We start from the raw sequence: 23,253 nt of genomic DNA, 5'->3' as shown, positions 1-23,253 counted from the left end.
CGCGGGACTCGTCATGACTCATCCTGTGGATAACCAAAGAGCGCAAAAGCGCCGGTTATATTGAGGCAAGACATGACGAATAAACCCGTGAAAAAGGGCGCTCCTGCGCCCTCGTTGGATGCTGTGTTGAACACGATCCAATCTGGCGACTGCATCGAAGTGATGAACAGTCTACCTGAAAACTCTGTTGATCTGATCTTCGCAGACCCGCCCTATAATTTGCAGTTGAAGGGTGAATTGCACCGTCCGGACAATTCCAAAGTGGATGCGGTAGATGATCACTGGGACCAGTTTGACAGCTTTGCGGTCTATGATCGGTTTACCCGCGACTGGCTGTCTGCTGCCCGCCGGATACTCAAGCCAAATGGCGCGATCTGGGTGATCGGTTCCTACCACAACGTCTTCCGCATGGGCGCTGAGCTGCAGAACCAGGGCTTTTGGATCTTGAACGACGTGGTTTGGCGCAAGTCCAACCCGATGCCGAACTTCCGTGGCAAACGTCTGACCAACGCGCATGAGACGCTGATCTGGGCATCGAAATCCGAAAGCGCGAAGCCGACCTTCAACTACGAAGCTCTGAAAGCGCTGAACGAAGGCGTGCAGATGCGTTCTGACTGGGTGCTGCCGATTTGCACGGGCCACGAGCGTTTGAAAGACGAAAACGGCGACAAGGCGCATCCGACGCAAAAACCTGAGAGCCTGCTGCACCGAGTGCTGATTGGCACGACCAATCCCGGCGACGTGGTGCTGGATCCGTTCTTTGGCACAGGCACGACCGGCGCGGTTGCTAAGATGCTCGGCCGGAATTTCATCGGCATCGAGCGCGAAGAGACCTATCGCAAGGTCGCCACCAAGCGCATCAAGAATGTGCGCAAGCTCGACAATGAAGCGCTGGAAGTCAGCCAAAGCAAACGTGCACAACCGCGCGTGCCATTTGGCCAACTGGTTGAACGCGGCATGCTGCGTCCGGGCGAAGAGCTATATTCCCTGAACGGGCGTCACACTGCCAAAGTGCGCGCCGATGGGACGCTGGTTGGCAGCAAGGACAACAAGGGCTCGATCCACCAGGTGGGTGCGGCCTTTGAAGGCGCGCCGAGCTGCAATGGCTGGACCTATTGGGCCTATAAGTCCGAGGGCAAGAAGGTGCCCATCGACAACCTACGTCAACAGATCCGGGCTGAGATGTAGTCCAGCCCACTCAAGATCCGGTGGGTACACATCGGAAAAGAATGTACCGCCAGTGTCCAAAGGCCATCAGGCCTGCGGCACGGACGACTTCGCCCCGCCTTTTGGCGGGGCTTTTTTATGCGGGTCGGGGCTTTGCCCCCTTGGCCTGCGGCCTGGGCTCCGCCCGTTCGACCCTCAAAAGCTCCTCGAGCTTTTGCTGGACGGGTCTCACCCCAGAGTATTTTGATCAAGATGAAAAGAGATGGAAGCCTAGAGCATTTTGCGCATGCTGAGCCGACCATGGACGACCTTGGCCCCAAATCTTTCATAGAAGCGGATGCCGTCTGCGTTGTCGGATTTCACGTGCCAATCTATGCGGCAGGCACCTGTTCGGTTGGCATAGGCTTGAACCCACTCCATCAGAGCCCGCCCGATGTTCTGACCACGCGCCTCTGGGAGGACGAAAAGCTCTTTTAGATCGATTTGCGTCCAGTTATCCGGGCGTGGGTCGCTAATCGAAGTGACGCGTGCGACGGCGACGAGACCGAGCGAGCGCCCGTCAGTTCCCCAGGCAATGATGAGGTCATGAGGCGTCTCTTCATCAAGCAAACGCTTGATGTGCCGCGCACATGTGGCGTCATCTGGTGCCGCGGCGTTTGGCGTTTCATGCGCGTAGAGAGCTTGAAACAGTGGCTCCAAGGCAGCAATGTCACTCGGTTGGGCCAATGCGACATGGGATAGTTTCGATTGCGACATCGTCTATCTCGGCATGGGCGTTTGCGCTTTGTTGTAGGCGGTCCAGTCTTCAATCTCGGGGTAGAACTGTTTGCGCCAAGCCCGAACGCGCGGGTTCATCACGCGCCGCCAGATGGGTGGCATCATCGCGACCATTGTCATGATCGGATAGCCATAGGGCAGTTGGGGTGCTTCGTCCTCGGTGTAGTTTTGCAAAAGCGGGAAGCGGCGGTCGGGTTTGTAGTGGTGGTCCGAGTGGCGCTGCAGGTTGATCAGCAGCCAGTTCGAGGCCTTATGCGCTGCGTTCCAGCTATGGCGGGGTTTGACGTGTTCGTATTTGCCATCGCCTAGGTGTTCGCGCGTGAGGCCATAGTGTTCGATGTAGTTCACGAGCTCCAATTGCCAGATCGCGATCCAGGCCTGCCAGAGGAACAAGGCGACTCCGAGCCAGCCTGCGAGCCAGAAGGCGAGCGCTAGGGCGAGGGCTTGCAGGATGAAATAGCGCCAGAAGGGGTTCCCGAATGTCCAAACGGGCCTTTTCTTGCGTTCGAGCATGGCTTTTTCAGCACCCCATGCAGAGCGAAGCGTGGTCCAGATCACGCGGGGAAAGACGCGGTGGAAGCCTTGGTTGTAGCGCGCTGTCACCGGATCGCGCGGGGTGGCGACGTAGCGGTGATGCACCAAAAGGTGCTCAGAGCGGAAATGCGAATAGAGCACCATCGCGAGGAGAATATCGCCGAGCCAGCGCTCCCATGCGGGCTTTTGGTGCATGAGTTCATGGGAATAGTTGATCCCAACGGTCCCGGTCAGAACGCCAACGCCAAAGAAGAGGCCGATGAGTTCCCATGTGCCTAGATGATCCGTTGAACCCACGTATGCCAGAAGCCCAAAGAGCGTTCCGGCCTGTAGAAAGGGCCAGAGGATTGTGATCAGGCGGTACCAAAAGATCGTGCTGTCTTCGGTCTGCGGGTCCGCGTTTTCCAGATAAAGCCCGGTGAAAGCATCCAAGAGCGCAAAGAGATACCACGTGGCCACAGGCACAGCGATCAGCCACCAGCCGCCTTTGATCGCGCCCATCCACGCCAAGGGCACCAGAATAAGTGACGACCAGAAAGGGAGTGCGCTTTGGAGTTTGCTCAGCTGCGCCTTGGGGATCATGGGGGTGATCTCTCGTTGATGCGGGTTGGGGCAACTATGGCGAGGCCCGTGCCCCGTGGCAACGTTTCAGAGGTCTTTCGTTAGGTAAAAGGCTTTGCGGAACACGGTTGGGAGGTCTGAGGGGCGGAAATCGGCCAGCTCGATAAAATCGCCCTGTTTGGGTTTGCGATCCATCGGAACCAGCGCGGTTTTGACGGTCAGGCGTAGGTGGAAATGTGTGAAAGTATGGCGGGCTTCGGTCGGAAGCTCTTTCCATTCCGCGCGGATAGGGAGTTGGTGATCTGGCACTGCGGTTTCGGCCCAGTCAGATCCGGGCCAGCCGAGCATGCCGCCTAACAGTCCTTGGTCTGGGCGGCGTTCCAATAGGTAGGCTCCGTCGACACGGCGGGCGATATAGACGGTTCCTAGGCGGATCGGTTTGGGTTTCTTAGGTGTCTTTTTGGGCAGCTCAGACGCTGTGCCTTGGATGCGGGCGCGGCAGGCGCTGCGCCACGGGCAAATTCCGCAAGCGGGGTTCTTTGGTGTGCAGATGGTCGCGCCAAGGTCCATGACGGCTTGGGCATAATCTCCGGGGCGCTGATCTGGCGTCAGAGCGTCGGCGAATTCTGTCAGCGCAGGTTTGGCGGCGGGCAACGGCGTGTGGTGATCGTAGATCCGCGCCATGACGCGCTCGACGTTGCCGTCTACGACTGTGGCCTTGCGATCAAAAGCAATCGAGGCGACAGCGGCGGCGGTATAGGGGCCGATGCCGGGGAGGTCGCGTAAGCCTGTCTCTGTGTCAGGAAAAACCCCATCCAGTTCATGCGCCACAACGCGCGCGCATTTCAGCAGGTTTCTGGCGCGGGCGTAGTATCCAAGACCGGCCCATTCGCCCATCACGTCTTCGTCGCGGGCGTTGGCAAGGTCTGTGACTGTGGGCCAGCGCTCTGTGAAGCGCAGGAAATAGTCTTTGACCGCGGCAACGGTGGTCTGCTGCAGCATTATCTCAGACATCCAGATTCGGTAAGGATCTGGCATGATGCCCGACTGACGCTCCGCAGGCCCCACGCGCCAAGGCATTTTGCGGGCGTGCCGGTCGTACCATTCCAAGAGGTCCGCGGCTTTTGGCTGGTCACGCAACTGTTATTCCCTCAGTATGCTGCTGGCGCTGGCCTATCTGGCCCGTGGCACTAAGATAGCGCCAGCAAGAAACATGCAAGGGGTCTCATGCAGAGGCGGTCTCGAAAAGGCTTTCAACGTACCTCATCGCTTTTGCGGGACCGGATCCGCAAGGCGGGCGAGACGCGTGGGTTTGCCGTGACTCGTGTGTTGACCCATTGGGCCGAGATCGTCGGGCAGGATATGGCTGCGATCTGTAAGCCCGTGGATGTCAAATACGGCCGCCAAGGGTTCGGAGCCACTCTGACCGTGCTGACCACCGGCGCGCAGGCCCCGATGCTGGAAATGCAAAAGGAAAAACTGCGCGAGAAGGTGAATGCGGCATACGGCTATAATGCCATCACGAAGCTGCATATCACGCAAACCGCGCCTATAGGCTTTGCTGAAGGGCAGGCGCAGTTTGCCGCCGCCCCAAAACCTGCTGAAAAAACCATCGATCCCGAGGCCGCAAAAGAGGCTCAGGCCATGGCCGCACCTGTTGGGGATCAAGACCTGCGAAAGGCGCTTGAACGTCTGGCGGGTAACGTCCTATCCAAAGAAAAATTCAAAGGTAGATCTGAATGAACCGTATGATTCCTCTGGCGATTGTTGTCGCCGCGATTATCGCCGCTGGGGCGTATTTCCTGATGCAGGGCAATGTGACTGAGGTGGAGGTCACGCAGATCGAAACCCCTTCCGAGCCTGAAAACGCCGACGCGGCAGCATCGGCCATTCCTGACATGGTGCTCGGCGATGCAAATGCGCCGATCACGATGATCGAATATGCGTCTTACACCTGCCCACATTGTGGGTCTTTCCACCAGAACACCTATCCGCAGCTGAAGGCGGATTATATCGACACGGGCAAAGTGAAATTTGTTTTCCGCGAGGTTTATTTTGATCGCTTTGGTCTTTGGGCGTCCATGATTGCGCGGTGTGGTGGTCAGGAACGCTTCTTTGGCATCACGGATCTCATGTTCAAAACCCAGGCAGAGTGGACCCGCGCCGGTGAACCGGTCGCAATTGCGGATGAGTTGCGCAAGATCGGTCGCATCGCAGGTCTGAACGACGACGAACTGAACGCCTGCCTGCAGAACGAAGAAAGCGCGCAGACTTTGGTCGAGTGGTTCCAGACCAACGCGGCGCGGGATGATATCAACTCGACACCGTCTTTCGTGATCAATGGCACGAAATACGGCAACATGAGCTATGCCGAGATGAAAGAATTGCTGGACGGTATGCTGTAAGCATCTGAGCAATTCAAAGTCATGCGCCCGGGCCAGTCCCGGGCGTTTTCATTTAAGGAGCCTGTTCAGCAGGGCGTCGATCTCTTTCCAGTCTTTGACCTCTAGCCGAACCGGAAGGGTCAGGACCTTGCGCCTGTACGCGGTGGGCAGGCGTACCGCGTCTTTTTCGGTTGTCACCAATTGAGCCCCCAGCCGCGCAGCATCTGCTTCCATCCGTTGCAAAAGCGCGGTTGTCAGAGGTTGGTGGTCGTCCAAAGCGTGGGTTTCAAGAACCGTTGCCCCTTGCGCGCGTAGCGTTGCGAAGAACTTCTCGGGATACCCAATGCCTGCAAAGGCCAAGAACGGCGTCGCGGTCCAGTCCATTCCGGTCTGCAAAGGCACAAGTTCCGCGCGGGCATGGGACAATTTCACCACTCCACCCCAAAACGTATCAAATCGCGTTTGCGCAGCGGCGTTTCCGATTGTCAAAAGCAGGTCGCCTCGCGCAAGACCCGCACCGACAGGTTCGCGCAAAGGGCCAGCCGGGATGCAAGAGCCGTTGCCAAACCCGCGCTGGGCATCTGCGACGATGATGCTGGCATCCTTATGTAGGCTGGGATTCTGAAACCCGTCGTCCATCAGGATCAGGTCGGCGCCTGCTTCTTGCGCCGCCCGCGCGGCCTTGGTGCGATCCGCGCAGACCCACGTCGGTGCGAATGCGGCAAGCAGCATGGGTTCATCCCCGACTTCGCGCGCGGAATGTTTTCGTTCATCTACCCGCGTCAGGTCTTTGGCTGAACCGCCATAACCGCGTGAAATGACATGCGGGGTCAGCCCCTTGGACTGCAGGTATTGAATAAGAGCGATCGCTGTGGGCGTTTTGCCCGTTCCGCCTGCATTCAGGTTGCCAATGCACAGAACAGGAACTTCTGCGGTATATGTCGCAGGCTGCGCTACACGCCGTGCCGTCACGCTGCCATAGAGCCATCCAAGCGGGCTGAAGGCGACGCGACCCAGGTTAAAGCGCCCGGGCTCTAGGTTCCAGAATGCTGGCGGCCTCATGTTTGGCTCTCCGCCTGTTCGATTGCCGTGCTGATATCAGAGACGATCTGATTGATCACCCCCGCGCCTTGCGACACTGTATCCCATCCAGCATGCACCATCATTGCGACCTTATCGGGTGCCATCAACTCTTCAAGGGCGCGCACGAGCGCCGGGGCATTTTGTACGACTTTCGCAGCATGTGCATTTGCAAGCCGCGTGTAGGCATTGAGGTGATTATGTACGCTCGGCCCATAGAGCACAGCCGAGCCCAATGCCGCCGCATCAAATGGGTCTCTCCCGCCGTGGCCTGGCTTCAGGGATGACCCGACAAAGGTGATCGGGGCGATGCGATAGAAGAGTCCCAATTCTTTGGGGTTTTCGGCCAAAAGGATGTCGGTCTTTTCGCTGGGAAACTCTCCGTCGTCCCATTGGGCCACATGCAAGCCCATGTCTTTGGCTTGCGTCAGAAAGCCTTGCGCATCCTTTGCGTGATCCGGCACAAGGATCATCAGCATGCGCGGAGACAGGCGGCTGATGCTGCGTTGTGCATCAAGGATCAGGGGCAGTTCGTCTGGTTGCACCCGTGCCGCAAGCCAGCAGGGGCGGGCAATGAGGGTCTCACTAAGGGCCTCCAGATCGTCCGCGTTGCAGGGAAGCACGGGATTTTCTTCGATCAAAGTGCCTGTGACCGTCACAGGAGTCACCCCGCGCACCAGCCGCGAAATGCGTTTGGCCGCCGCGTCCTCGCGGGCGAAAATATGGTTGAACATCTGCAAAACAGCGCGGGTTGGGGAGGGAAGCCAACGCGAGGCCCGCAGCGTCAGGATTGGGTCATCGCCATCAATCAAAAACATCGGAGCGCCCGTGTCATGGGTCGCCTGAATAAGCCCGGCCCGCAGTTCATGACCCATCCAGATGGCACAATCCGGGGCCCAATGGTTCAGAAACGCCTGAATATCGCTTGGATGTTCGGACGGCGCGGATGTGCAGATCGCAATCTCTTCTAGTCCGCCGGGGCAGTCAGCTCCGTGTGGGATCGTCAATAGCAACTGCGCTTCAATTTGCGCGGCCAGGCGTTGCCCCAGATCCACCAGCGCGGTTGCGCGAGACACATCGTTGCAATGCAGCCAAATCAAATACCCTGCGGGCCGCTTTTGGGACAGGTCCAGCGGGATTTTCCTCTCTCGGCGGGCCAGCGCCAGATAGGTCGTCAAGGAAAGCGGTTTGGCCATGTGAGGAGACTGCCCAGAGAAGTTTTGCCAAAGACTATGCCGTCATGCGGCGTCCCACAAGTTCAGGTCGCCAGAGCGTCGCGGATTTGCGCATGCAAGGACGCGTTCGCTCCGATCATGCCGGGCAGACGTGGGTCTGGATTGTTGAACCGGAGGGGCTCTCCGTGTTTGTCGCTGGTCAAAGCGCCCGCTTCTTCAAGGATCAAAACACCCGCTGCGATGTCCCATTCCCACGTGGCCCGCAGCGTTAGCATCGCGTCAAACCGGCCCTGAGCCACCAAAGCGAGCCGATAGGCAAGCGAGGGGCGATGGTTGCGTGTCACATCAGGCACGCGGGTCCAATGGCGGGGTTCAAAGCTGGGCCGTGTCGCCAGAATATTCGCGCCGGTCAGGGTGTCGCGCGTGCTTGGCGTGATCGGAGTACCGTTTAGGAAAGCGCCTTTGCCCTTGGCTGCCGCATACATCAGACCGCGTTTTGGCAAATAGACCACGCCTGCGGTGATCTGGCCGTGCTCGGCGATGGCCAGCGAATGGGCCCAGGTGTCAGAGCCTTCGATAAAGCTGCGCGTGCCATCAATCGGGTCGATTATAAAGATCCGCTCGGCCTTTTGGCGATCCGCTTTGGGCGCGGATTCCTCGGACAGCCAGCCATAGTCAGGCCGCGCCTCGCGCAACTCGACCTCAAGCATCCGGTTCACCGCCAGATCGGCAGCCGTCACCGGCCCTGCGCCGTCCTCTTTGTCCCATGTCTCATAGGACGAGCCATGAAAGCCCGTCGCAATGCGGCCGGATTCCTTGGCAGCGGCGATCAGAAGGTCGAGATCAGTTTCCGGCAAGGGTCAGGCCTTCGACACGCAGGCTGGGGACAACGCTGGACAGATGACGCCGCGCGTCATTGGCGGGCGTCAGAGTTTTCAGCATGTCTTTGAGGTTGCCTGCAATGGTGCATTCGTTGACGGGATTGACGATCTCTCCGTTCTCAACCCAGAAACCTGTCGCCCCACGTGAATAATCACCTGTGTTCGGATTGATCGTGGAGCCAATCATCGAGGTCACAAGAAGCCCCGTGCCCATCTCCTTAATCATTTCTTCCCGGCTTTGCGCGCCTTGGGTCAGGGCCAGGTTCCACGATGTCGGAGACGGTGGTCCCGACACGCCGCGTGCCGCGCTCGCGGTGCTTTGCATGCCCATTTTGCGCGCGTTTGCCAGATCCAGAGTCCAGCCAGTGAGCACACCGTTGTCGACAATGGTGCGTTGGCGCGTCGGCAGGCCTTCGGCGTCAAAGGGACGAGAACGCGCAGTGCGCGCACGATGCGGATCTTCGATCAGCGACAGGTGTGTTGGTAGGACCTCGGCTCCGAGATCATTCAACAGCCAGGAACTGCCCCGCGCAATGGCGGCTCCGTTGATCGCGCTCATCAAATGGCGAATGAGCGAGCCAGAAACCCGTTCATCAAAAATGACCGGATAGGCACCCGTCGGTGGGCGTTTCGGGTTGCGGCGCGACAGGGCGCGTTCGGCAGCGCTTGCGCCGATGCTGCGCGGGTCAGCTAGGTCGGATTGAAAGATGCGCGAGTCATAGTCGTAGTCGCGTTCCATCTCGGCGCCCGTGCCAGCGATGGCCACGCAGGATACTGCGCGGTCGCTGCGGGCATAGCCGCCGGAAAACCCGTTGCTGGCCGCCAAATGGACGTCGGTGCGGCCATAGCCCGCCGAGACCGATTGCACCTGTGAAATACCGTCATAGGCCAAGGCCGCCGCCTCGGCGTCCGCCGCGTCTTGCTGAAGCGCCGCCGGGTCAGGCTCTCCGGTCGGATCGCAGAGCTCTAGCGCGTCGATATCCCAATCCGTTGCGATCTCTGATGGATCCGCCAGTCCGATATAGGGATCGTCAGGCGCCTCGGCCGCCATCGCGACAGCACGTTCAGCCATGGTGCGCAGGGTTTCTTCGCGCACGTCCGAGGTCGAGATATTTGCTTGCTTCTGACCAATCATGACGCGCAGGCCAAGATCGGTTGCCTCTGAGCGTTCCGCGTTTTCAAGCGCACCGCCGCGGACGTCGATTGACAGGGACGTGCCACGAACAGCCATCGCGTCCGCGGCATCCGCTCCGGCCGCTTTTGCCAGATCCAGTAGCGTCTCGCTCAGCTGTTGAAGTGTCTCGCTCATAATGCCTCTCCGCGCCTGTTGCTCTTGAGTTAGACCTCGGGGCCACATGACTCAAGGGGCAGGCACCTTGGGGCCACGAAAAAGGCCGCCCTCACACGGGGCGGCCCACCTGATTTTTCACGAAAATCAGCGCAGACGCTGACCATTCGCCAGAACATGGCCCTCGCCGTTTACTTCAAGACGTGAGTTCAATTCATCCTCACCCGGACCCGCCACGGTGAACAGACCCATCATCATGCGCGCGCCCATGGCGTCGCCTTCAGAGACAAGGCCCATAGAGATCAGGCTGTCCAAAAGCTGATTGCCGCCCAGCAGGCGGAAGTCCGCAGCCCCTTCGGGACGTGGGAAGCCGTCAAAGCTGTCCATATCGGAATTGTCAAAAGTGAAATCGCCCGCACCGGTCAGTTCTGCCCCCGCAAAGGACACCTCCAGATCTGTCAGGGTCAGGGATTCCAATGTCCCCGGAACGTCGTCGTTTTCAAAGAATTCCGGATTAAACGCACCCATCATAAGTTTGGTGGTGCCTTCTAGCCCAAGGCTGACCGTGGCCGGACCACGATCCAAGGCCGCGCCCGGATCAAAGATGTTCCACAACAGATCCGGGACCATCAGATCAACAAAAGCGAAATCCATAAAGAACGCTTGCGGCTCGGCACTCTCGGCCAATGGCAAGGAGAACGCCAGAGAGGCCTCACCGATCTCTGCGGAAATCGGCAGCGGAATTTCTTCGCCAAAGACGTTGAAGCTTGCATCAAAGCTGCTCATTGAGGCTTCGAACACGTCACTGTTGAACAACAATCCGAAGGAACCAGAAGAGGAGGAGGATTGAGATGAGAACGGACCATTTCCGTCATTGCCCGACATGCTGGTTTCCGATGCCCCTTGGGTCATCTCAATCGCGATATTCAGCTCGTCGTTAAAGATCGATGCAGGATCTTCGACGTCGATGTTTTCCGAAATCGAGAAAGCAGACTGCATGCGCAAATCTTCGATTGTTGCCGCGGTGACAAAGCTGCCCTCGTCCTCAGGCGCAACAAAGCGGATGTCATAAGAGACGTTGTTATAGCGCACGTCTTGCTCAATCGATGTCAGGCCCTGCGTTGCGATATTCACCAGACCGGTCATGCCCGTCACGGTGACATCGCCTTCGATCTGGGCACCGATGGCTTCCAGCGGTTCTCCCTCAACGAGGACTTCACCAACAGAATAGGTCAGGGAGGCTGCGGAATATGTATAGGTGATGTCATCTGGATCACCTGAGGCAATCGTCGACAGACCCGTGTGTGCCACATCGATGCTGGCTTTGGTGTCCGGCCCGCCGTCGCCTTCAAGCAAAGCGGTGAATTGCATGTCCGCGCCATACTTGAGTTCGACAGTGCCGTCGCCTCGGCTGACAAAATCCATGTCAGGGAAGATGAGCGTGATCGTGCCGTCTTCTTCGGGGATTTCGAACGACACCGTGAGGTCCGTGATGAAGATATCATCGCCAGAGCGTTCTTCAGTGGCCTTAATGTCCAGATCAAAGCCGGACAGATAGCTCTGCCAGCTGCCCCAAACATCGTCCGGTGTAATGTCGGCAAAACTAGGCGTCGCGATGGCAGCCGCAAGTACGGCAATCGCGCCGCGTGAAACATAAGATTGGGTCAAAACACGTCCCCTCCAGTAACTCGTTAACCCCAATGTCGGATGTGGGCGGGAGCGGGTCAAGGGTGGACCCTGTTACGCAAGCTGCTTATCCTGCGACCAGCCGCAGTTCAGGAGGGGTGAAATCATGGATATGCAGGGAAAAACCGTATTGATTACAGGCGCTAGCCGAGGAATAGGCGAAAGCGCTGCGCGTGTCTTTGCCGAAGCCGGCGCGAATGTGGCTTTGGTCGCGCGCAACGAGGCCGCGATTGCGGATTTGACGGCTGAACTGGGCGAACAGGCCTTGGCGATTCCCTGCGACGTCAGCCGCTATTGGGAGGTGGAGACTGCCGTGAAGGCCTGCGTCTCGACCTTCGGCAGCATTGACGTCCTAATCAACAATGCCGGTGCCATTGAGCCGATTTCGCACTTGTCCGAAGCTGATCCCGAGGCCTGGGGGCAGGTCATTGACGTCAATCTGAAGGGCGTCTTCCATGGCATGCGTGCCGCGATGCCTGTCATGTTGGAGCAGGGCGGTGGGACGATCTTGACGATTGGCTCGGGCGCGGCGCACGGCCCGGTCGAGGCCTGGTCGCATTACTGTTCGTCCAAGGCTGGGGCTTTGATGCTGACCCGGATGGTGGACAAGGAAGCGCGCGACAAAGGTATTCGTGCGATCAGCCTGTCTCCGGGCACAGTAGCAACGCAGATGCAGCGGGATATCAAGGCCAGTGGGATCAATCCCGTCAGTCAGTTGGACTGGGAGGATCACATTCCTCCGGATTGGCCAGCAAAAACGCTGTTGTGGATGTGCGGTTCTGAGGCGGACTCCTTTCTTGGTGCAGAAGTCTCGCTGCGCGACGACGACATTCGCGCTAAGGTGGGTCTGGCGTGATAGATCTATCGAAGGGCGACGCGGGCTTTTGGACCGTCGCGATCAATCGTCCGGACAAGGCCAATAGCCTGACGAAAGCCATGCTCGAAGAACTGACCGAGATCGCGCTTGCCGCGCAGGACGCGCGGGCCTTGGTGATCACCGGTGTAGGTAAGGTGTTTTCAGCCGGGGCGGATCTGGACGAAGCCCGCGCTGGTCTCGCGACGGATGGCGTTTGGGAGCGGCTTTCCGGAGCCATTGCGGACCTGCCATGCCTGACAATCGCGGCGTTGAACGGCACGCTTGCTGGCGGCGCTATGGGGATGGCCTTGGCTTGTGACATGCGGATTGCTGTGCCTCATGCAAAGTTCTTCTATCCGGTGATGAAACTAGGGTTCTTGCCCCAGCCGTCTGATCCAAAACGCATGGCGGCTCTGATCGGCCCAGCGCGCACAAAACTGGTGCTGATGGGTGGGCAGAAGATCACGGCGCAAGAGGCCTATGACTTCGGATTGGTCGATAGGATCGTGGAGGCGGAAGTTTTGCTGCCAACAGCACGCGACCTTGCCGAACATGTTTTAAGCGCGGATCCGGCTTTAGCGACAGACATCAAAGCCCTTTGCAGCTAGCGGCGGTTGCGCCGTTTCCCCGGTGTTTTTGAGTGGAAATCGGGTGGGCGTTTCGAAACCCATGCGATGAATTTAACAAGCCTCGGGTGGGCCCTGAGCGCCTCTATCGTGTGGAAGTCCCGCGCCAATTCTGCTTCTTTCAGCGTCGCGTGGATCTCGTTGTGGCAAATCTGATGCAGCAGGACCACGGGTCCGCCTTTCCCACCTTTCAGCTTGGGAACCAAATGGTGCAGGCTTTGCTGGGCCTGAGGCGGGATCGGGCGGTCACAAAGGGGGCAAATCGGGTCATCCATCTCTTTGTCTTGAGCTTTGGCGCGCGAGAGGGCAAGAAAAACCGAAGAACCGAGTGATGAGGGCCCGCGCTATGGAAAACCAACCAGAGATCATCCAGACTGCATTGTCCTATCTCGCTCAGGGCTGGGATCTGGCGCAGGAATGGTTGCTAAGCCCCGCGGCCTGGTCACAATTCGCGCTGTTGGTCGTGGCCTTCCTCGCCGCGCTTTGGGTCAGTCGTAAACTGCGCGATCCGCTGACTCGATGGCTGACACCCGCGGAAGACAACGACAGCATTTTCGCCAAAGCGCGCCGGTTCCTAGCTCAGTTCGTTCCGCTGCTCTTCCCGCTTCTGGCCTATGCCTTCACGGACGTTGGCGAAAATATCACCCGCAGCATCTTTGGGTCCGGCGCGGTTATTGCCTTTGGCAACCGGGTTATTCTGTTCATCGCGGTGCGGATTTTGGTCAAAGAGGTTGTGCAGGACCCCCTGTTCAAGACGATCGGTAAATATTTCCTGATCCCGATCGCGGCGCTCTATGCGCTGGGCCTGATGGGCTTTGTCACCGCGCAACTGGACGCGACAATCGTGCCTTTGGGCAACCTCAGCTTTTCGCTGTTGTTCCTTGTACGCTTCCTAATCATCGGTGGCGTGATCTTCTGGCTTGGCCGCTGGTCCAACGCCCAATCCACGGCAATGATCCAAAAGCAAGAAGACATGCGCCCCGCCATGCGCGAACTGGCCACCAAAGCCAGCGAGATCGCGATTTTCGGCGTGGCCTTCCTCTTGTTGATGAACATCATGGGCATTTCGCTGACCTCTTTGGCCGTTCTTGGTGGTGCCATTGGCGTGGGCCTCGGCTTTGGTCTGCAAAAGATCGCCAGCAACTTTATTTCGGGCGTGATCCTTTTGCTCGAGGGGCAGGCGACCGTCGGTGACTACGTCGAGCTCGACGGCGGTGAGGCCGGGACCATTGTCAAAATGACCGCGCGGGCGGCTATTCTCGAGACCTTTGACGGACGCTGGATTGTTGTCCCGAATGAGGATTTCATCACAACGCGGGTTGTGAATTTCTCAGACAGCGGCTCTGCCAACCGTTATGAAGCGCCGTTCTCGGTGAGTTACGACACCGATATCAACAAAGTGCCGGATATTATTGAGGCCGCGGTGGCGAAGTTGGATTTCGTATTGGATGACCCCGACGGTCCTGATTGTGAGCTGCGCGGTTTCGGCGACAGCGGCATCGATTTCGCGGTGGAGTTCTGGGTCAACGGGATCGATGACGGTAAAAACAAGTTCACGCCGAAAGTGCTCTTTGCGATCTGGAACGCGCTGAAAGACAACGACATCGAGATCCCCTATCCGCATCGCGTCGTGGAGATCAAAGGCAGCCTTCCGTCTGACGCATGAAAGGCGCTCTGATCATCGGAGGCGGGCCTGCGGGGCTGATGGCGGCGGATATGATCTCTGCAGCAGGCCACCCTGTGGTGGTGGCCGAGGCCAAGCCTTCGGTCGCGCGCAAGTTTTTGATGGCGGGGAAGTCTGGGCTCAATCTGACTAAGGACGAGCCCTTCGCGCCCTTTCTTGCGAATTTTTCCGAGGCGGCTCCGCAACTGCGTCCGATGCTTGAAGCCTTTGGGCCGCAGGACGCGATTGCTTGGGCCGAGGCTCTGGGGCAAGAGATGTTTACGGGCTCCAGTGGGCGGGTGTTTCCCAAGGTAATGAAGGCCTCGCCCCTGCTGCGCAATTGGCTTGCACGGCTGGCGACGCAAGGTGTCGAAATCAGAACACGACATCGCTGGGTGGGTCCGCAAGACGGCTATGTGTTTGAGGCACCACAGGGCGAGGTTACGTTTCACCCCGAAGTGGTTGTCTTGGCCTGCGGCGGCGCGAGCTGGGCGCGGTTGGGGTCTGATGGGGCGTGGGCTGGGTTCGCGGGGCTGCCCGTCGCCCCGTTTCAACCGGCGAACATGGGATTTGAGATCGACTGGTCCCAGCATATGGCCAAGCACTTTGGCGCGCCGGTGAAGTCTGTGGCTTTGCTGGCCGGGGATCAGCGTGTGCGTGGAGAGTTTGTGATTTCGGAAAGCGGTATTGAGGGTGGCGGGATCTATGCTGTGTCTAAGGCGCTGCGAGAGGGCGCTGAGCTGACGCTGGATCTGGTGCCGGATCTTTCGCCAGACGGCGTACGTGCACGTTTAGCCAAACCGCGAGGCAAGGCCAGTTTGAGCAACTATCTCCGCAAAACGCTCAAGTTGGATGCGGTGAAGCAGGCGCTTTTGATGGAGTTTGGTCGCCCGTTGCCGGATGACTTGGCAACCTTGGTCAAGAGTTTGCCTGTGGGGATGAAAGGCCCAAAGCCGATAGATCAGGCCATCTCGACGGCGGGTGGGTTGCAGTTTGATGCTCTCGACGATGCTCTGATGGTCAGGGACCGCCCGGGTGTTTTTGCCGCCGGAGAAATGCTGGATTGGGAGGCCCCGACGGGCGGGTATCTCTTGACCGGATGTTTAGCGACAGGACGCTGGGCTGGGCTATCGGCTGCGAAACGCCTCCAACAAGAATAGTTTCGCGAAACGTTTTAGCGACGGCTGAGCATCGCGAGACGCAGGAGCGCGCGTTCGACCAGCGGCATTGCCGGGGCGCTTTGGTTGGCGGAACGCAATTGCAGGTCGGTGTCTGTTAGGATCGTGAGCGCTTGTTCTAGTTTTGGCGCGCCCCAGCCTTGGGCTTGGCGGACCATGCGGTCTCGGCGCGGGCCAAAGATCGGCGGGCGCATGCGAGATATGCCTTGGGACGCGCCGCCGGGGTCAGACGCGGCCGCATAGAGCGCGCGGAAGTGGCGTGTGGCACCGATGCAGAGGCCGACGGGCTGGGTGCCCTGGGCTTTGAGTTTCGCCATGACGGGGCCGATTTCCTGAGCACGACCTTCGGCGACGATATTGAGCATGTCGTCGAGCGCGGCCTCAGTCGAGGTGGGCGCGCAGGCGGCGACGTCATCTGAGGTGGCGGCTGTGGCATCGCCGTGTTTGTAGAGCGCGAGTTTCTCGAGCGTTTGGCGGAAGTCGCCGGGATCCAGCGCTTTGGCCAGATTGGTGAGGTCGGTCATCGCTTCGCGATCAATCTGGGTGAGGCCGGCTTTGGCGAGGTCGGCCTCAATGTCCTCACGGCTGGGCGGGTCGTTGTAGATCGCCGTTGCATAGGCGTTGTTGTGGTTCTCAAAAGCCTTGCGGATCTTGGAGCTGGCTTTGAGCTGGCCTGCGGTGACTACGATCTGGGCGTCGCCTGTGGACCAATCCTCAAGCGCTGCGAGGATGGCCGGGGCTGCGGTATCGGTGGCGTCTTCGACGAAGGCTACGCGGGGACCGGGGAAAAAAGAGATGGATTTGATCGCGTCGATCAGAATCGCTGGGTCTTTGCGCAGATCACCCGCTGGGATGCGGGTGAGGCGCATTTCCTCTTCGCCTTGGGGGCCAATGAGGGCTGCAATGAGGTCCTGGCGTTTGAGGGCGACGCGCATGGCGTCGGGGCCATAGATCAGGATGCCCGTGCGGCTGGGATCGGGTTTGGTGAAATAGCCGCGCGCCTCGCGGGGGCTGAGCTTCATTCCGGCAGCTCGCCAGCGCGTGCAATCAGTTGTGTGGCGATTTGGTCGGCAAGGATCACCATCAGGCGTTCACGCGCGTCCCGTTCAGAGGCGAGCTCTGAAGTTGTGACGCCGGTGGTGGAATAGCCGGTGAAGCTGCGGGTCTTGCCTGAGAGCAGGACAGCGTTGTCGCTGAGCTGGCGCAGGGCGAAGGTGGCGTCCCCAAAGATTTCGACGCGTGTGGTTTGGTTGTCGGATGTAACAGCGACACCTTCTTCGCGGGTGGTGAGCGCCACGGAGAGGCCGAATTTCGGTGCGGCCGAACGACCCAAGCGGTGTTCCAACTGGCGGACCAGATGGAACCCATCGCTGGTTTTGATCTCGTCCACCGCGATCTGGCTAAGAACGCGATTAGCGGCGCTGTCCGGGCCATAGGCTGGGGTAAAGCCGCATGCGGTGAGGCTTGCGGCTGCGCCGATCAAAACGAAGCGGCGAGAGAGTTTAGATAACCACATTCACAATCCGTCCGGGGACGACGATCAATTTCTTGGGCTGGGCCCCGTCCAGCGCCTTGGCAACAGCTTCCTGCGCCAGCGCGATTTTTTCAACCTCTTCCTTCGGCATATCCTTAGGAACCGAGATTTCCGCGCGGCGTTTGCCGTTGATCTGGATCGGAAGCGTGACGTTTGCTTCGACCAGCATGGCTTCGTCGGCAACAGGCCATGGGGCGTGGATGACGAGGCCGTCTCCGCCCAAGAGCTGCCACATGTCCTCTGCTAAGTGTGGTGTCATGGGGGCCATCAGTTGGGCCAGGGTCTTGGCGGCTTCTTTTTTGGCGTCTGCGCCCGCTTTGGATTTCGCGAGGGTGTTGGTGAAGCCGTAAAGTTTCGCGATTGAGGCGTTGAAGCCAAAGCTTTCTACGCCAAGCGTCACATCGCGGATGGCTTTGTGCATCTCTCGTAGGAGCTGCTCATCATTCGCGTTCGCTTGTTCTTCGCTTGCCGCAGCTTCGGCTGCAATACGGTGGACACGGGTGAGGTGTTTATAAGCGGCCTCAGCGCCGGAAGCTGTCCACTCCACATCACGTTCCGGAGGCGAATCAGACAGTACGAACCAGCGAGCGGTGTCTGCGCCATAGGCCGAGATGATTGCCAGCGGGTCGACTACGTTGTTTTTGGATTTTGACATCTTGGCGGAGGGCACGATGTCGACCTCACAGCCGTCCTCTTTGAGGAAGGCTTTGCCGTCACGCAACTCGACCTGTTCTGGATAGTAGTAGACCGGACGGCCATTGCTGCCTTCGCGCTTGTATATCGCGTGAGTCACCATGCCTTGGGTGAAGAGCGCGTCAAAGGGCTCTTTGGATTTTTCGGGCAGGTGACCGGTGATGTTCATTGCGCGGGCAAAGAAGCGGGAATAGAGCAGATGCAGGATCGCGTGCTCGATGCCGCCGATATATTGGTCGACGTTCATCCAATAGTCGGCATCCGCTTGCTCGGTTGGCGTGGTCGCGCGCGGTGCGGTGAAGCGCGCGAAGTACCAGGATGAATCCACAAAAGTGTCCATCGTATCGGTTTCGCGCTGCGCGTCGCCGCCACATTTCGGGCAAGAGCAATTGCGCCAGCTTGGGTGGCGGTCCAGAGGGTTGCCTGGGACCGAGAAATCGATGGCTTTGCCGTCTTCGTCATAGGGCAGCTCGACGGGCAGGTTCTCTTTCTTTTCAGGCACGACGCCGCAGGTCGGGCAGTGGACCACAGGGATCGGGCAGCCCCAATAGCGTTGGCGGGAGAGACCCCAGTCGCGCAGGCGGTATTTTGTGACGCCTTTGCCCCAGCCTTGTTGTTCTGCGAAATCAACGGTGGTGTTGATCGCCTCTTCGCCGGTGGCCTCTGTGAGGCCTGCGAAATGGTTCACCCAGCGCACCTTTTCAGTTTTCGGCGGCACAAAGGCTTCGTTTGCGACCGGAGTGTCATTGTCCAAAGCAAAGAAGGTGTCGATGACGGGCAGGTCGTATTTGCGGCAGAAATCGAGGTCGCGTTGGTCATGCGCCGGACAGGCAAAGATCGCGCCCGTGCCGTAGTCCATCAGAATGAAGTTCGCGATCCAGACCGGCAGCTCCCAATCGGGATTGAGCGGGTGTTTCACCTTGATGCCGGTGTCAAAGCCCAGTTTTTCTCCGGTCTCGATGGCCTCTTCGGTGGTGCCGCCTTTGCGGCATTCGGCAACAAATTCGGCGACATCGGCGCGTTCGGCCTCAAGCTGTTTGGCAATTGGGTGATCAGGAGAGATGCCCACAAAGGACGCGCCCATCAGCGTGTCAGGGCGGGTTGTGTAGACTTCGATTCCGTCAGTGTTTCTGTCAGTGAAATTTGTCAGCTTTAAAACCGAGGCATCTTCACTATCGGAATACTTGAATGTGAATTGCAACCCGCGCGACTTGCCGATCCAGTTCTCCTGCATCAGACGCACTTTGGCAGGCCAATTGTCGAGGTCGTCCAGCGAAGACAGCAACTCTTCGGACATGTCCGAGATCTTAAAGAACCATTGCGTCAACTCGCGCCGTTCGACCAGAGCGCCAGAGCGCCAGCCGCGCCCATTTTCCACCTGCTCATTGGCGAGAACGGTCATATCGACCGGATCCCAGTTCACGACCGCGTTCTTGCGATAGACCAGGCCTTTTTCCAGCATATCCAGGAACAGTGCCTGCTGCTGGCCGTAATACTCCACGTCACAGGTGGCAAACATGCGCGACCAATCCAAGGAGAGCCCCAAAGGCTTCATCTGATCGACCATCGTGTCGATATTGGAATAGGTCCAATCCTTGGGGTGACCACCCGAGGCCATTGCCGCGTTTTCCGCAGGCATGCCAAAAGCGTCAAAGCCCATGGGATGCAGGACGTTGTGGCCCGTGCTCATCTTATAACGCGCGATCACATCGCCCATCGTGTAGTTGCGCACATGGCCCATATGCAGCTTGCCCGACGGATAAGGGAACATCTCGAGCACATAGTATTTTGGCTTCGCAGGATCGCGTTCAGCCTTAAAGACCGAGGCTTTCTCCCAAGCCGCTTGCCATTTTGCTTCGATCTCGGCGGGGGTGTAGCGCGTCATGCCGAAATTCCCTTTCATCTCGTCTGGCCCTTTGGGCCGTAAGTCGTGGTCGCGAAGGTGATAGGCGAGGCGGATGCCATGGTCCAGCGCTTTGCGTGAAAATTGGGGCTTTGGGGGCGAGGTTCACGATTCTATAAGGGAGAAAAGCGATAAAGCGCGTAGGCCGAGCAGGAATTTTTATGAACATTCTATTCATCCATCAGAATTTTCCCGGCCAGTTTAAGAATCTCGCCCCCGCCTTGGCCGCCCGTGGGGACAATTGTGTTGCCCTGACTCTGCGTGTGAAAAAGCCAATGGATTGGAAGGGCGTGCGGATCCTGCCCTATCAAATCACCCGCAAACCGGGGGATGGGGTGCATCCTTGGTTGGTGGATCTGAATACCAAACTCCATCGTGGCGAAGCCTGTATGATGGCTGCGATGCAGCTCAAGGCCTCGGGTTTCACGCCAGATGTGATCGTCGCGCACCCTGGCTGGGGGGAATCGTTGTTTCTGCGTGATATCTGGCCTGAGGCACGCATCGGGCTTTACTATGAGCTTTTCTATCAGGCGAATGCGGCGGATTCCGGATTTGATCCGGAATTTGCGCGCGCGGATGACGCTATGGCCGCGCAGAGGATTCGCATGAAGAATGTGAACAATCACCTGCACCTACCGCTCGGCGATATGGGCATCTGTCCCACGGACTTTCAGGCCTCAAGCTTTCCCAAGGCGTTCCGCGACCGGATTTCAGTGATTCACGATGGCATCGATACTGAGGTGGCAAAGCCGAACCCGGACGTGGTCTTCGAATTGCCAGACGGAGGTCAAGTGACCAGAAAAGATCAGGTCATCACCTTTGTGAACCGCAATCTGGAACCCTATCGGGGGTTTCATGTCTTCATGCGGGCCTTGCCTCAGATTCTACGCGAGTCGCCTGACGCGCATGTGCTGATTGTCGGCGGAGAAGAAAGGTCCTACGGGCCGGCGGCGCCTGATGGTCGAACGTGGAAGGCGATTTTTACCGAAGAAGTGCGCCCTCAGATCCCCGACGCAGATTGGGCGCGGGTGCAGTTTTTAGGCAAACTCCCCTACGATCGCTTTCTTTCATTGCTGCAGGTGTCCTCAGCACATGTCTATTTGACCTATCCCTTCGTGCTCAGCTGGTCTTTGCTCGAAGCCATGTCCTGCGGGGCCGCCATTGTGGCAAGTGACACAGCGCCGGTGCGCGAAGTGATCGCACATGGCGAAACAGGCCGATTGGTCGACTTCTTTGACACAAAGGCCCTGGCTAAGGAAATCCGCACGGTTCTGGAGGATCCTCAATTGCGATCGGAACTGGGGCGCCACGCGCGATCACATGTCGTCGCAAATTATGACCTGACAACGATCGCTTTGCCGAAACAACTGCATTGGATCGACAGCCTCAAAAAAAGCCCAGCCGGATCGGCTGAGCCTTGGGACTTCAAAACCTGAGAGCGAGACTGCGCTTTAGAAGCGTCCGTCGCGAATACGCAGCTGACGTGCCCGCGCAAGAATCGCGTCCTCAACCGCGCGTACGGTTGAATCAGGCACAGCGCGTCCGTTTCTGCGTTGCATTGCGACATGCAAAGAGCGTGCATCCAGCGCCGGGTCACGCACAAAAATCGTCGCGCGATAAGCCTGGCCGCCCCCCGGAGGTGTGCCGTAACCCGTCGTGATTACACCGGAAAACGGGTCAACGGATTCAATTGGTAAGAAATCAAGTGTCTCAAGCGAGGCCGTCCAGATGTATTTGTTGACCTTAAGCTCAACTTCTTCGTTCGAAGGCGCAAAGATCTCCCAGATCGTTGTTTCCCGTTCTTGAACAGGTGTTGCGGCAAATGTCGTGTTGCCACCTTCACCCTGACCATAGTCGTCTGCGGATTGGGAATTTTGGCGAAAGCCGCCACAGGCTGTCATAGCCGACAGGGCAATGACCGAAATCGAAAATCTTGCGACGCTGTTCACAGTCCTGTCCTTACGAAAAAACCATCTGCACTCCGTCCTATATAAGCGGTGTAAACAGAGCAAGGTTTTTCCCCGAGTCACCGCCCAGCTGTGGCGCGTGTGCGACCCCGAATGGAATCTATACTTTAGATACTCACATATACTTTAGAATAGTAAAAAACATAATCAATAGAATAAGTTAGCAGAAAAAGTGTGACAATGATGCACCAAAAAATGCGGGTGTAAATGGGGCCGATCTGCCGCGCTTGAAAACGCCCTCTGAAAGCAGCGATGCAGGCTTCGTGCCCTGCTTGGACGGTCCGGCCAGGGTTTGAAATTTAGAAAATCCGAGGGAAAACAAAATGAAAAAAGTTCTCTTTGCTTCCACCGCGCTGGTCATGACCGCAGGTGTTGCAGCCGCAGACGTAACCATCTCTGGTTCCGCAAACATGGGTGTTAAGTCCATTGGTGGTGTAACCTCTGTCACCAATGAAATCGACTTCGACGTCAAAGGTAGCGGTTCCACAGATTCCGGCATCAGCTTCGGTGCATCCGTAGATCTGGACGCTTCCCAATCAAACACAGTCGCCGGCGCAGATGTTGGCACTGGCGCAAATGACCCAGAAGTCTTCATCTCGTACGAAGGTCTGACTCTGACCGTTGGCGCAGTAGGTAGCGCGGGCGCTCAAGGCGGTCTGAAAGACGTTGGCTTCGACGAAATCGGTATTGATAATTCTGCAGAAATCGGTGCCTTTGCTGCTCGCAACGTACACGTTGCGTACTCCTTCGGAGACGTCAATGTTGCGATGTCTATGGACTCCACAAGCGGCACAAACACTTGGGCACTGGGTGTGAATGGTTCAATCGATGCATTCTCCTATGCACTCGGTTACGCAGAAAATGGCGCGAACGACACGACCACTGCAACCATCGGTTACTCCGCTGGCGCGGTCTCCGCGAACCTGTTCTATGTCAATAACGGCACCAACACTGGCCAAGGCATCGACATTTCTTACACCTCCGGTGACCTGACTGTGACTGCGGTTTATGCAGACAACAACGGCGCAGGCGATCAAGACGCTTTCGGCATTGGCTTCGCTTATGACCTGGGCGGCGCAACACTGGCAGGCGGCTTCGGTGATGCAAAAGGCGTCTCCGTTGCAGACCTGGGTGTTTCCTTCTCCTTCTAATATTAGAAGCTGAAGAATCCATATTAGGGCGGTTCCTCGGAGCCGCCCTTTTTCTTTTCCATAGAAAAGACTGAAAGATCGAGCAAAAGCTCGGTCTTTTTTTGGTTTTCAGCCAAAGTGAAAGGGATATTAAGAAATAATCGAAAGCA

At 58.0% G+C, this 23,253-nt stretch carries 22 protein-coding genes; 9 read left to right on the top strand and 13 right to left on the bottom strand.

What is annotated here, in order from left to right; translation table 11 throughout:
- Window positions 1-72: 72 nt before the first annotated feature.
- Window positions 73-1,188, top strand: coding sequence for a site-specific DNA-methyltransferase (locus tag WG622_RS05810; protein WP_339402734.1), 1,116 nt, complete (start codon window positions 73-75; stop codon window positions 1,186-1,188).
- 249 nt (window positions 1,189-1,437) lie between these two features.
- Here the strand turns inward: WG622_RS05810 and WG622_RS05805 are convergent, their stop codons facing one another.
- The 3 genes from WG622_RS05805 to mutY form a co-directional block, all read right to left on the bottom strand.
- Window positions 1,438-1,923 carry a GNAT family N-acetyltransferase gene (locus WG622_RS05805; protein WP_339402733.1) on the bottom strand — a complete coding sequence of 162 codons (486 nt, stop codon included), beginning with the start codon at window positions 1,921-1,923 and terminating at the stop codon, window positions 1,438-1,440.
- A gap of 3 nt (window positions 1,924-1,926) precedes the next feature.
- Window positions 1,927-3,060: an alkane 1-monooxygenase gene (locus WG622_RS05800; RefSeq protein ID WP_339402732.1), complete on the bottom strand. Its 1,134-nt coding sequence runs from the start codon at window positions 3,058-3,060 to the stop codon at window positions 1,927-1,929.
- Between the two features lie 66 nt (window positions 3,061-3,126).
- The gene (mutY, locus tag WG622_RS05795; RefSeq protein WP_339402731.1) at window positions 3,127-4,179 is read right to left on the bottom strand and encodes an A/G-specific adenine glycosylase; all 1,053 of its coding nucleotides are present in this window, start codon (window positions 4,177-4,179) and stop codon (window positions 3,127-3,129) included.
- 87 nt (window positions 4,180-4,266) lie between these two features.
- Here mutY and WG622_RS05790 point away from each other — a divergent pair, with 87 nt between their 5' ends.
- Both WG622_RS05790 and WG622_RS05785 read left to right on the top strand, forming a co-directional pair.
- Window positions 4,267-4,782, top strand: coding sequence for a DUF721 domain-containing protein (locus tag WG622_RS05790; protein WP_339402730.1), 516 nt, complete (start codon window positions 4,267-4,269; stop codon window positions 4,780-4,782).
- A complete protein-coding gene (locus WG622_RS05785; protein ID WP_339402729.1) occupies window positions 4,779-5,444 on the top strand; it encodes a DsbA family protein in 666 nt (221 codons plus the stop codon). Before WG622_RS05790 ends, WG622_RS05785 begins: the two co-directional genes overlap by 4 nt.
- A gap of 48 nt (window positions 5,445-5,492) precedes the next feature.
- Here the strand turns inward: WG622_RS05785 and lpxK are convergent, their stop codons facing one another.
- The 5 genes from lpxK to WG622_RS05760 all read right to left on the bottom strand — a co-directional run bounded on the left by lpxK (window position 5,493) and on the right by WG622_RS05760 (window position 11,515).
- Window positions 5,493-6,485 carry a tetraacyldisaccharide 4'-kinase gene (gene lpxK, locus WG622_RS05780; protein ID WP_339402728.1) on the bottom strand — a complete coding sequence of 331 codons (993 nt, stop codon included), beginning with the start codon at window positions 6,483-6,485 and terminating at the stop codon, window positions 5,493-5,495.
- A complete protein-coding gene (locus tag WG622_RS05775; RefSeq protein ID WP_339402727.1) occupies window positions 6,482-7,699 on the bottom strand; it encodes a 3-deoxy-D-manno-octulosonic acid transferase in 1,218 nt (405 codons plus the stop codon). Before WG622_RS05775 ends, lpxK begins: the two co-directional genes overlap by 4 nt.
- 62 nt (window positions 7,700-7,761) lie before the next feature.
- Window positions 7,762-8,535, bottom strand: coding sequence for a 3'(2'),5'-bisphosphate nucleotidase CysQ (locus tag WG622_RS05770; RefSeq protein ID WP_339402726.1), 774 nt, complete (start codon window positions 8,533-8,535; stop codon window positions 7,762-7,764).
- Window positions 8,522-9,868, bottom strand: coding sequence for a TldD/PmbA family protein (locus tag WG622_RS05765; protein ID WP_339402725.1), 1,347 nt, complete (start codon window positions 9,866-9,868; stop codon window positions 8,522-8,524). The genes WG622_RS05770 and WG622_RS05765 overlap by 14 nt, the downstream gene beginning before the upstream one ends.
- Window positions 9,869-9,994: 126 nt before the next feature.
- Window positions 9,995-11,515, bottom strand: coding sequence for a hypothetical protein (locus tag WG622_RS05760; RefSeq protein ID WP_339402724.1), 1,521 nt, complete (start codon window positions 11,513-11,515; stop codon window positions 9,995-9,997).
- 124 nt (window positions 11,516-11,639) lie between these two features.
- Between WG622_RS05760 and WG622_RS05755 the strand changes: the two genes are divergently transcribed.
- Together WG622_RS05755 and WG622_RS05750 are read left to right on the top strand one after the other, a co-directional pair.
- Window positions 11,640-12,389, top strand: coding sequence for an SDR family oxidoreductase (locus WG622_RS05755; RefSeq protein ID WP_339402723.1), 750 nt, complete (start codon window positions 11,640-11,642; stop codon window positions 12,387-12,389).
- On the top strand, window positions 12,386-12,997 hold the full coding sequence (locus WG622_RS05750) for an enoyl-CoA hydratase/isomerase family protein (protein WP_339402722.1): 612 nt from the start codon (window positions 12,386-12,388) through the stop codon (window positions 12,995-12,997). The genes WG622_RS05755 and WG622_RS05750 overlap by 4 nt, the downstream gene beginning before the upstream one ends.
- Here the strand turns inward: WG622_RS05750 and WG622_RS05745 are convergent.
- Window positions 12,994-13,290, bottom strand: a complete 297-nt coding sequence (locus WG622_RS05745) for an HNH endonuclease family protein (RefSeq protein WP_339402721.1) — start codon at window positions 13,288-13,290, stop codon at window positions 12,994-12,996. The two genes, WG622_RS05750 and WG622_RS05745, sit on opposite strands and share 4 nt — an antisense overlap.
- A gap of 71 nt (window positions 13,291-13,361) precedes the next feature.
- Here WG622_RS05745 and WG622_RS05740 point away from each other — a divergent pair, with 71 nt between their 5' ends.
- Window positions 13,362-14,681: a mechanosensitive ion channel family protein gene (locus WG622_RS05740; RefSeq protein ID WP_339402720.1), complete on the top strand. Its 1,320-nt coding sequence runs from the start codon at window positions 13,362-13,364 to the stop codon at window positions 14,679-14,681.
- Complete coding sequence (locus WG622_RS05735; protein WP_339402719.1) at window positions 14,678-15,838, top strand: TIGR03862 family flavoprotein; 1,161 nt, start codon at window positions 14,678-14,680, stop codon at window positions 15,836-15,838. Before WG622_RS05740 ends, WG622_RS05735 begins: the two co-directional genes overlap by 4 nt.
- 14 nt (window positions 15,839-15,852) lie before the next feature.
- On the opposite strand, the gene holA is transcribed toward WG622_RS05735, so the two are convergent.
- From holA to leuS, 3 genes are read right to left on the bottom strand one after another with little or no spacing between them, the layout of a single operon-like run.
- Window positions 15,853-16,878 (bottom strand): DNA polymerase III subunit delta, encoded by a 1,026-nt coding sequence (gene holA, locus WG622_RS05730; RefSeq protein WP_339402718.1) that lies wholly within the window; start codon window positions 16,876-16,878, stop codon window positions 15,853-15,855.
- Window positions 16,875-17,372, bottom strand: coding sequence for an LPS assembly lipoprotein LptE (gene lptE / locus WG622_RS05725; RefSeq protein ID WP_339402716.1), 498 nt, complete (start codon window positions 17,370-17,372; stop codon window positions 16,875-16,877). The genes holA and lptE overlap by 4 nt, the downstream gene beginning before the upstream one ends.
- The gene (gene leuS, locus WG622_RS05720) at window positions 17,359-19,968 is read right to left on the bottom strand and encodes a leucine--tRNA ligase (protein WP_339402714.1); all 2,610 of its coding nucleotides are present in this window, start codon (window positions 19,966-19,968) and stop codon (window positions 17,359-17,361) included. The genes lptE and leuS overlap by 14 nt, the downstream gene beginning before the upstream one ends.
- Window positions 19,969-20,147: 179 nt before the next feature.
- Between leuS and WG622_RS05715 the strand changes: the two genes are divergently transcribed.
- On the top strand, window positions 20,148-21,422 hold the full coding sequence (locus tag WG622_RS05715; protein WP_339402713.1) for a glycosyltransferase family 4 protein: 1,275 nt from the start codon (window positions 20,148-20,150) through the stop codon (window positions 21,420-21,422).
- A gap of 15 nt (window positions 21,423-21,437) precedes the next feature.
- On the opposite strand, the gene WG622_RS05710 is transcribed toward WG622_RS05715, so the two are convergent.
- Window positions 21,438-21,935: a DUF3576 domain-containing protein gene (locus WG622_RS05710; protein WP_339402712.1), complete on the bottom strand. Its 498-nt coding sequence runs from the start codon at window positions 21,933-21,935 to the stop codon at window positions 21,438-21,440.
- A 341-nt stretch (window positions 21,936-22,276) separates the two neighbouring features.
- On the opposite strand from WG622_RS05710, the gene WG622_RS05705 reads away from it, so the two are divergent.
- The gene (locus WG622_RS05705) at window positions 22,277-23,104 is read left to right on the top strand and encodes a porin (RefSeq protein ID WP_339402711.1); all 828 of its coding nucleotides are present in this window, start codon (window positions 22,277-22,279) and stop codon (window positions 23,102-23,104) included.
- Window positions 23,105-23,253: the final 149 nt, after the last annotated feature.

The sequence above is a fragment of the Cognatishimia coralii genome (assembly GCF_037478305.1).
GTDB lineage: Bacteria > Pseudomonadota > Alphaproteobacteria > Rhodobacterales > Rhodobacteraceae > Cognatishimia > Cognatishimia coralii.
Note: the sequence above shows the minus strand (reverse complement) of the source record. Positions and strands in the feature narration are given on the sequence as shown.

Coding starts and splice junctions, on each gene's coding strand:
- WG622_RS05810 (WP_339402734.1), top strand. CDS start 73: ATGACGAATAAACCCGTGAAAAAGGGCGCTCCTGCGCCCTCGTTGGAT.
- WG622_RS05805 (WP_339402733.1), bottom strand. CDS start 1,923: ATGTCGCAATCGAAACTATCCCATGTCGCATTGGCCCAACCGAGTGAC.
- WG622_RS05800 (WP_339402732.1), bottom strand. CDS start 3,060: ATGATCCCCAAGGCGCAGCTGAGCAAACTCCAAAGCGCACTCCCTTTC.
- WG622_RS05790 (WP_339402730.1), top strand. CDS start 4,267: ATGCAGAGGCGGTCTCGAAAAGGCTTTCAACGTACCTCATCGCTTTTG.
- WG622_RS05785 (WP_339402729.1), top strand. CDS start 4,779: ATGAACCGTATGATTCCTCTGGCGATTGTTGTCGCCGCGATTATCGCC.
- lpxK (WP_339402728.1), bottom strand. CDS start 6,485: ATGAGGCCGCCAGCATTCTGGAACCTAGAGCCCGGGCGCTTTAACCTG.
- WG622_RS05775 (WP_339402727.1), bottom strand. CDS start 7,699: ATGGCCAAACCGCTTTCCTTGACGACCTATCTGGCGCTGGCCCGCCGA.
- WG622_RS05765 (WP_339402725.1), bottom strand. CDS start 9,868: ATGAGCGAGACACTTCAACAGCTGAGCGAGACGCTACTGGATCTGGCA.
- WG622_RS05755 (WP_339402723.1), top strand. CDS start 11,640: ATGGATATGCAGGGAAAAACCGTATTGATTACAGGCGCTAGCCGAGGA.
- WG622_RS05745 (WP_339402721.1), bottom strand. CDS start 13,290: ATGGATGACCCGATTTGCCCCCTTTGTGACCGCCCGATCCCGCCTCAG.
- WG622_RS05740 (WP_339402720.1), top strand. CDS start 13,362: ATGGAAAACCAACCAGAGATCATCCAGACTGCATTGTCCTATCTCGCT.
- WG622_RS05735 (WP_339402719.1), top strand. CDS start 14,678: ATGAAAGGCGCTCTGATCATCGGAGGCGGGCCTGCGGGGCTGATGGCG.
- holA (WP_339402718.1), bottom strand. CDS start 16,878: ATGAAGCTCAGCCCCCGCGAGGCGCGCGGCTATTTCACCAAACCCGAT.
- lptE (WP_339402716.1), bottom strand. CDS start 17,372: ATGTGGTTATCTAAACTCTCTCGCCGCTTCGTTTTGATCGGCGCAGCC.
- leuS (WP_339402714.1), bottom strand. CDS start 19,968: ATGACGCGCTACACCCCCGCCGAGATCGAAGCAAAATGGCAAGCGGCT.
- WG622_RS05715 (WP_339402713.1), top strand. CDS start 20,148: ATGAACATTCTATTCATCCATCAGAATTTTCCCGGCCAGTTTAAGAAT.
- WG622_RS05705 (WP_339402711.1), top strand. CDS start 22,277: ATGAAAAAAGTTCTCTTTGCTTCCACCGCGCTGGTCATGACCGCAGGT.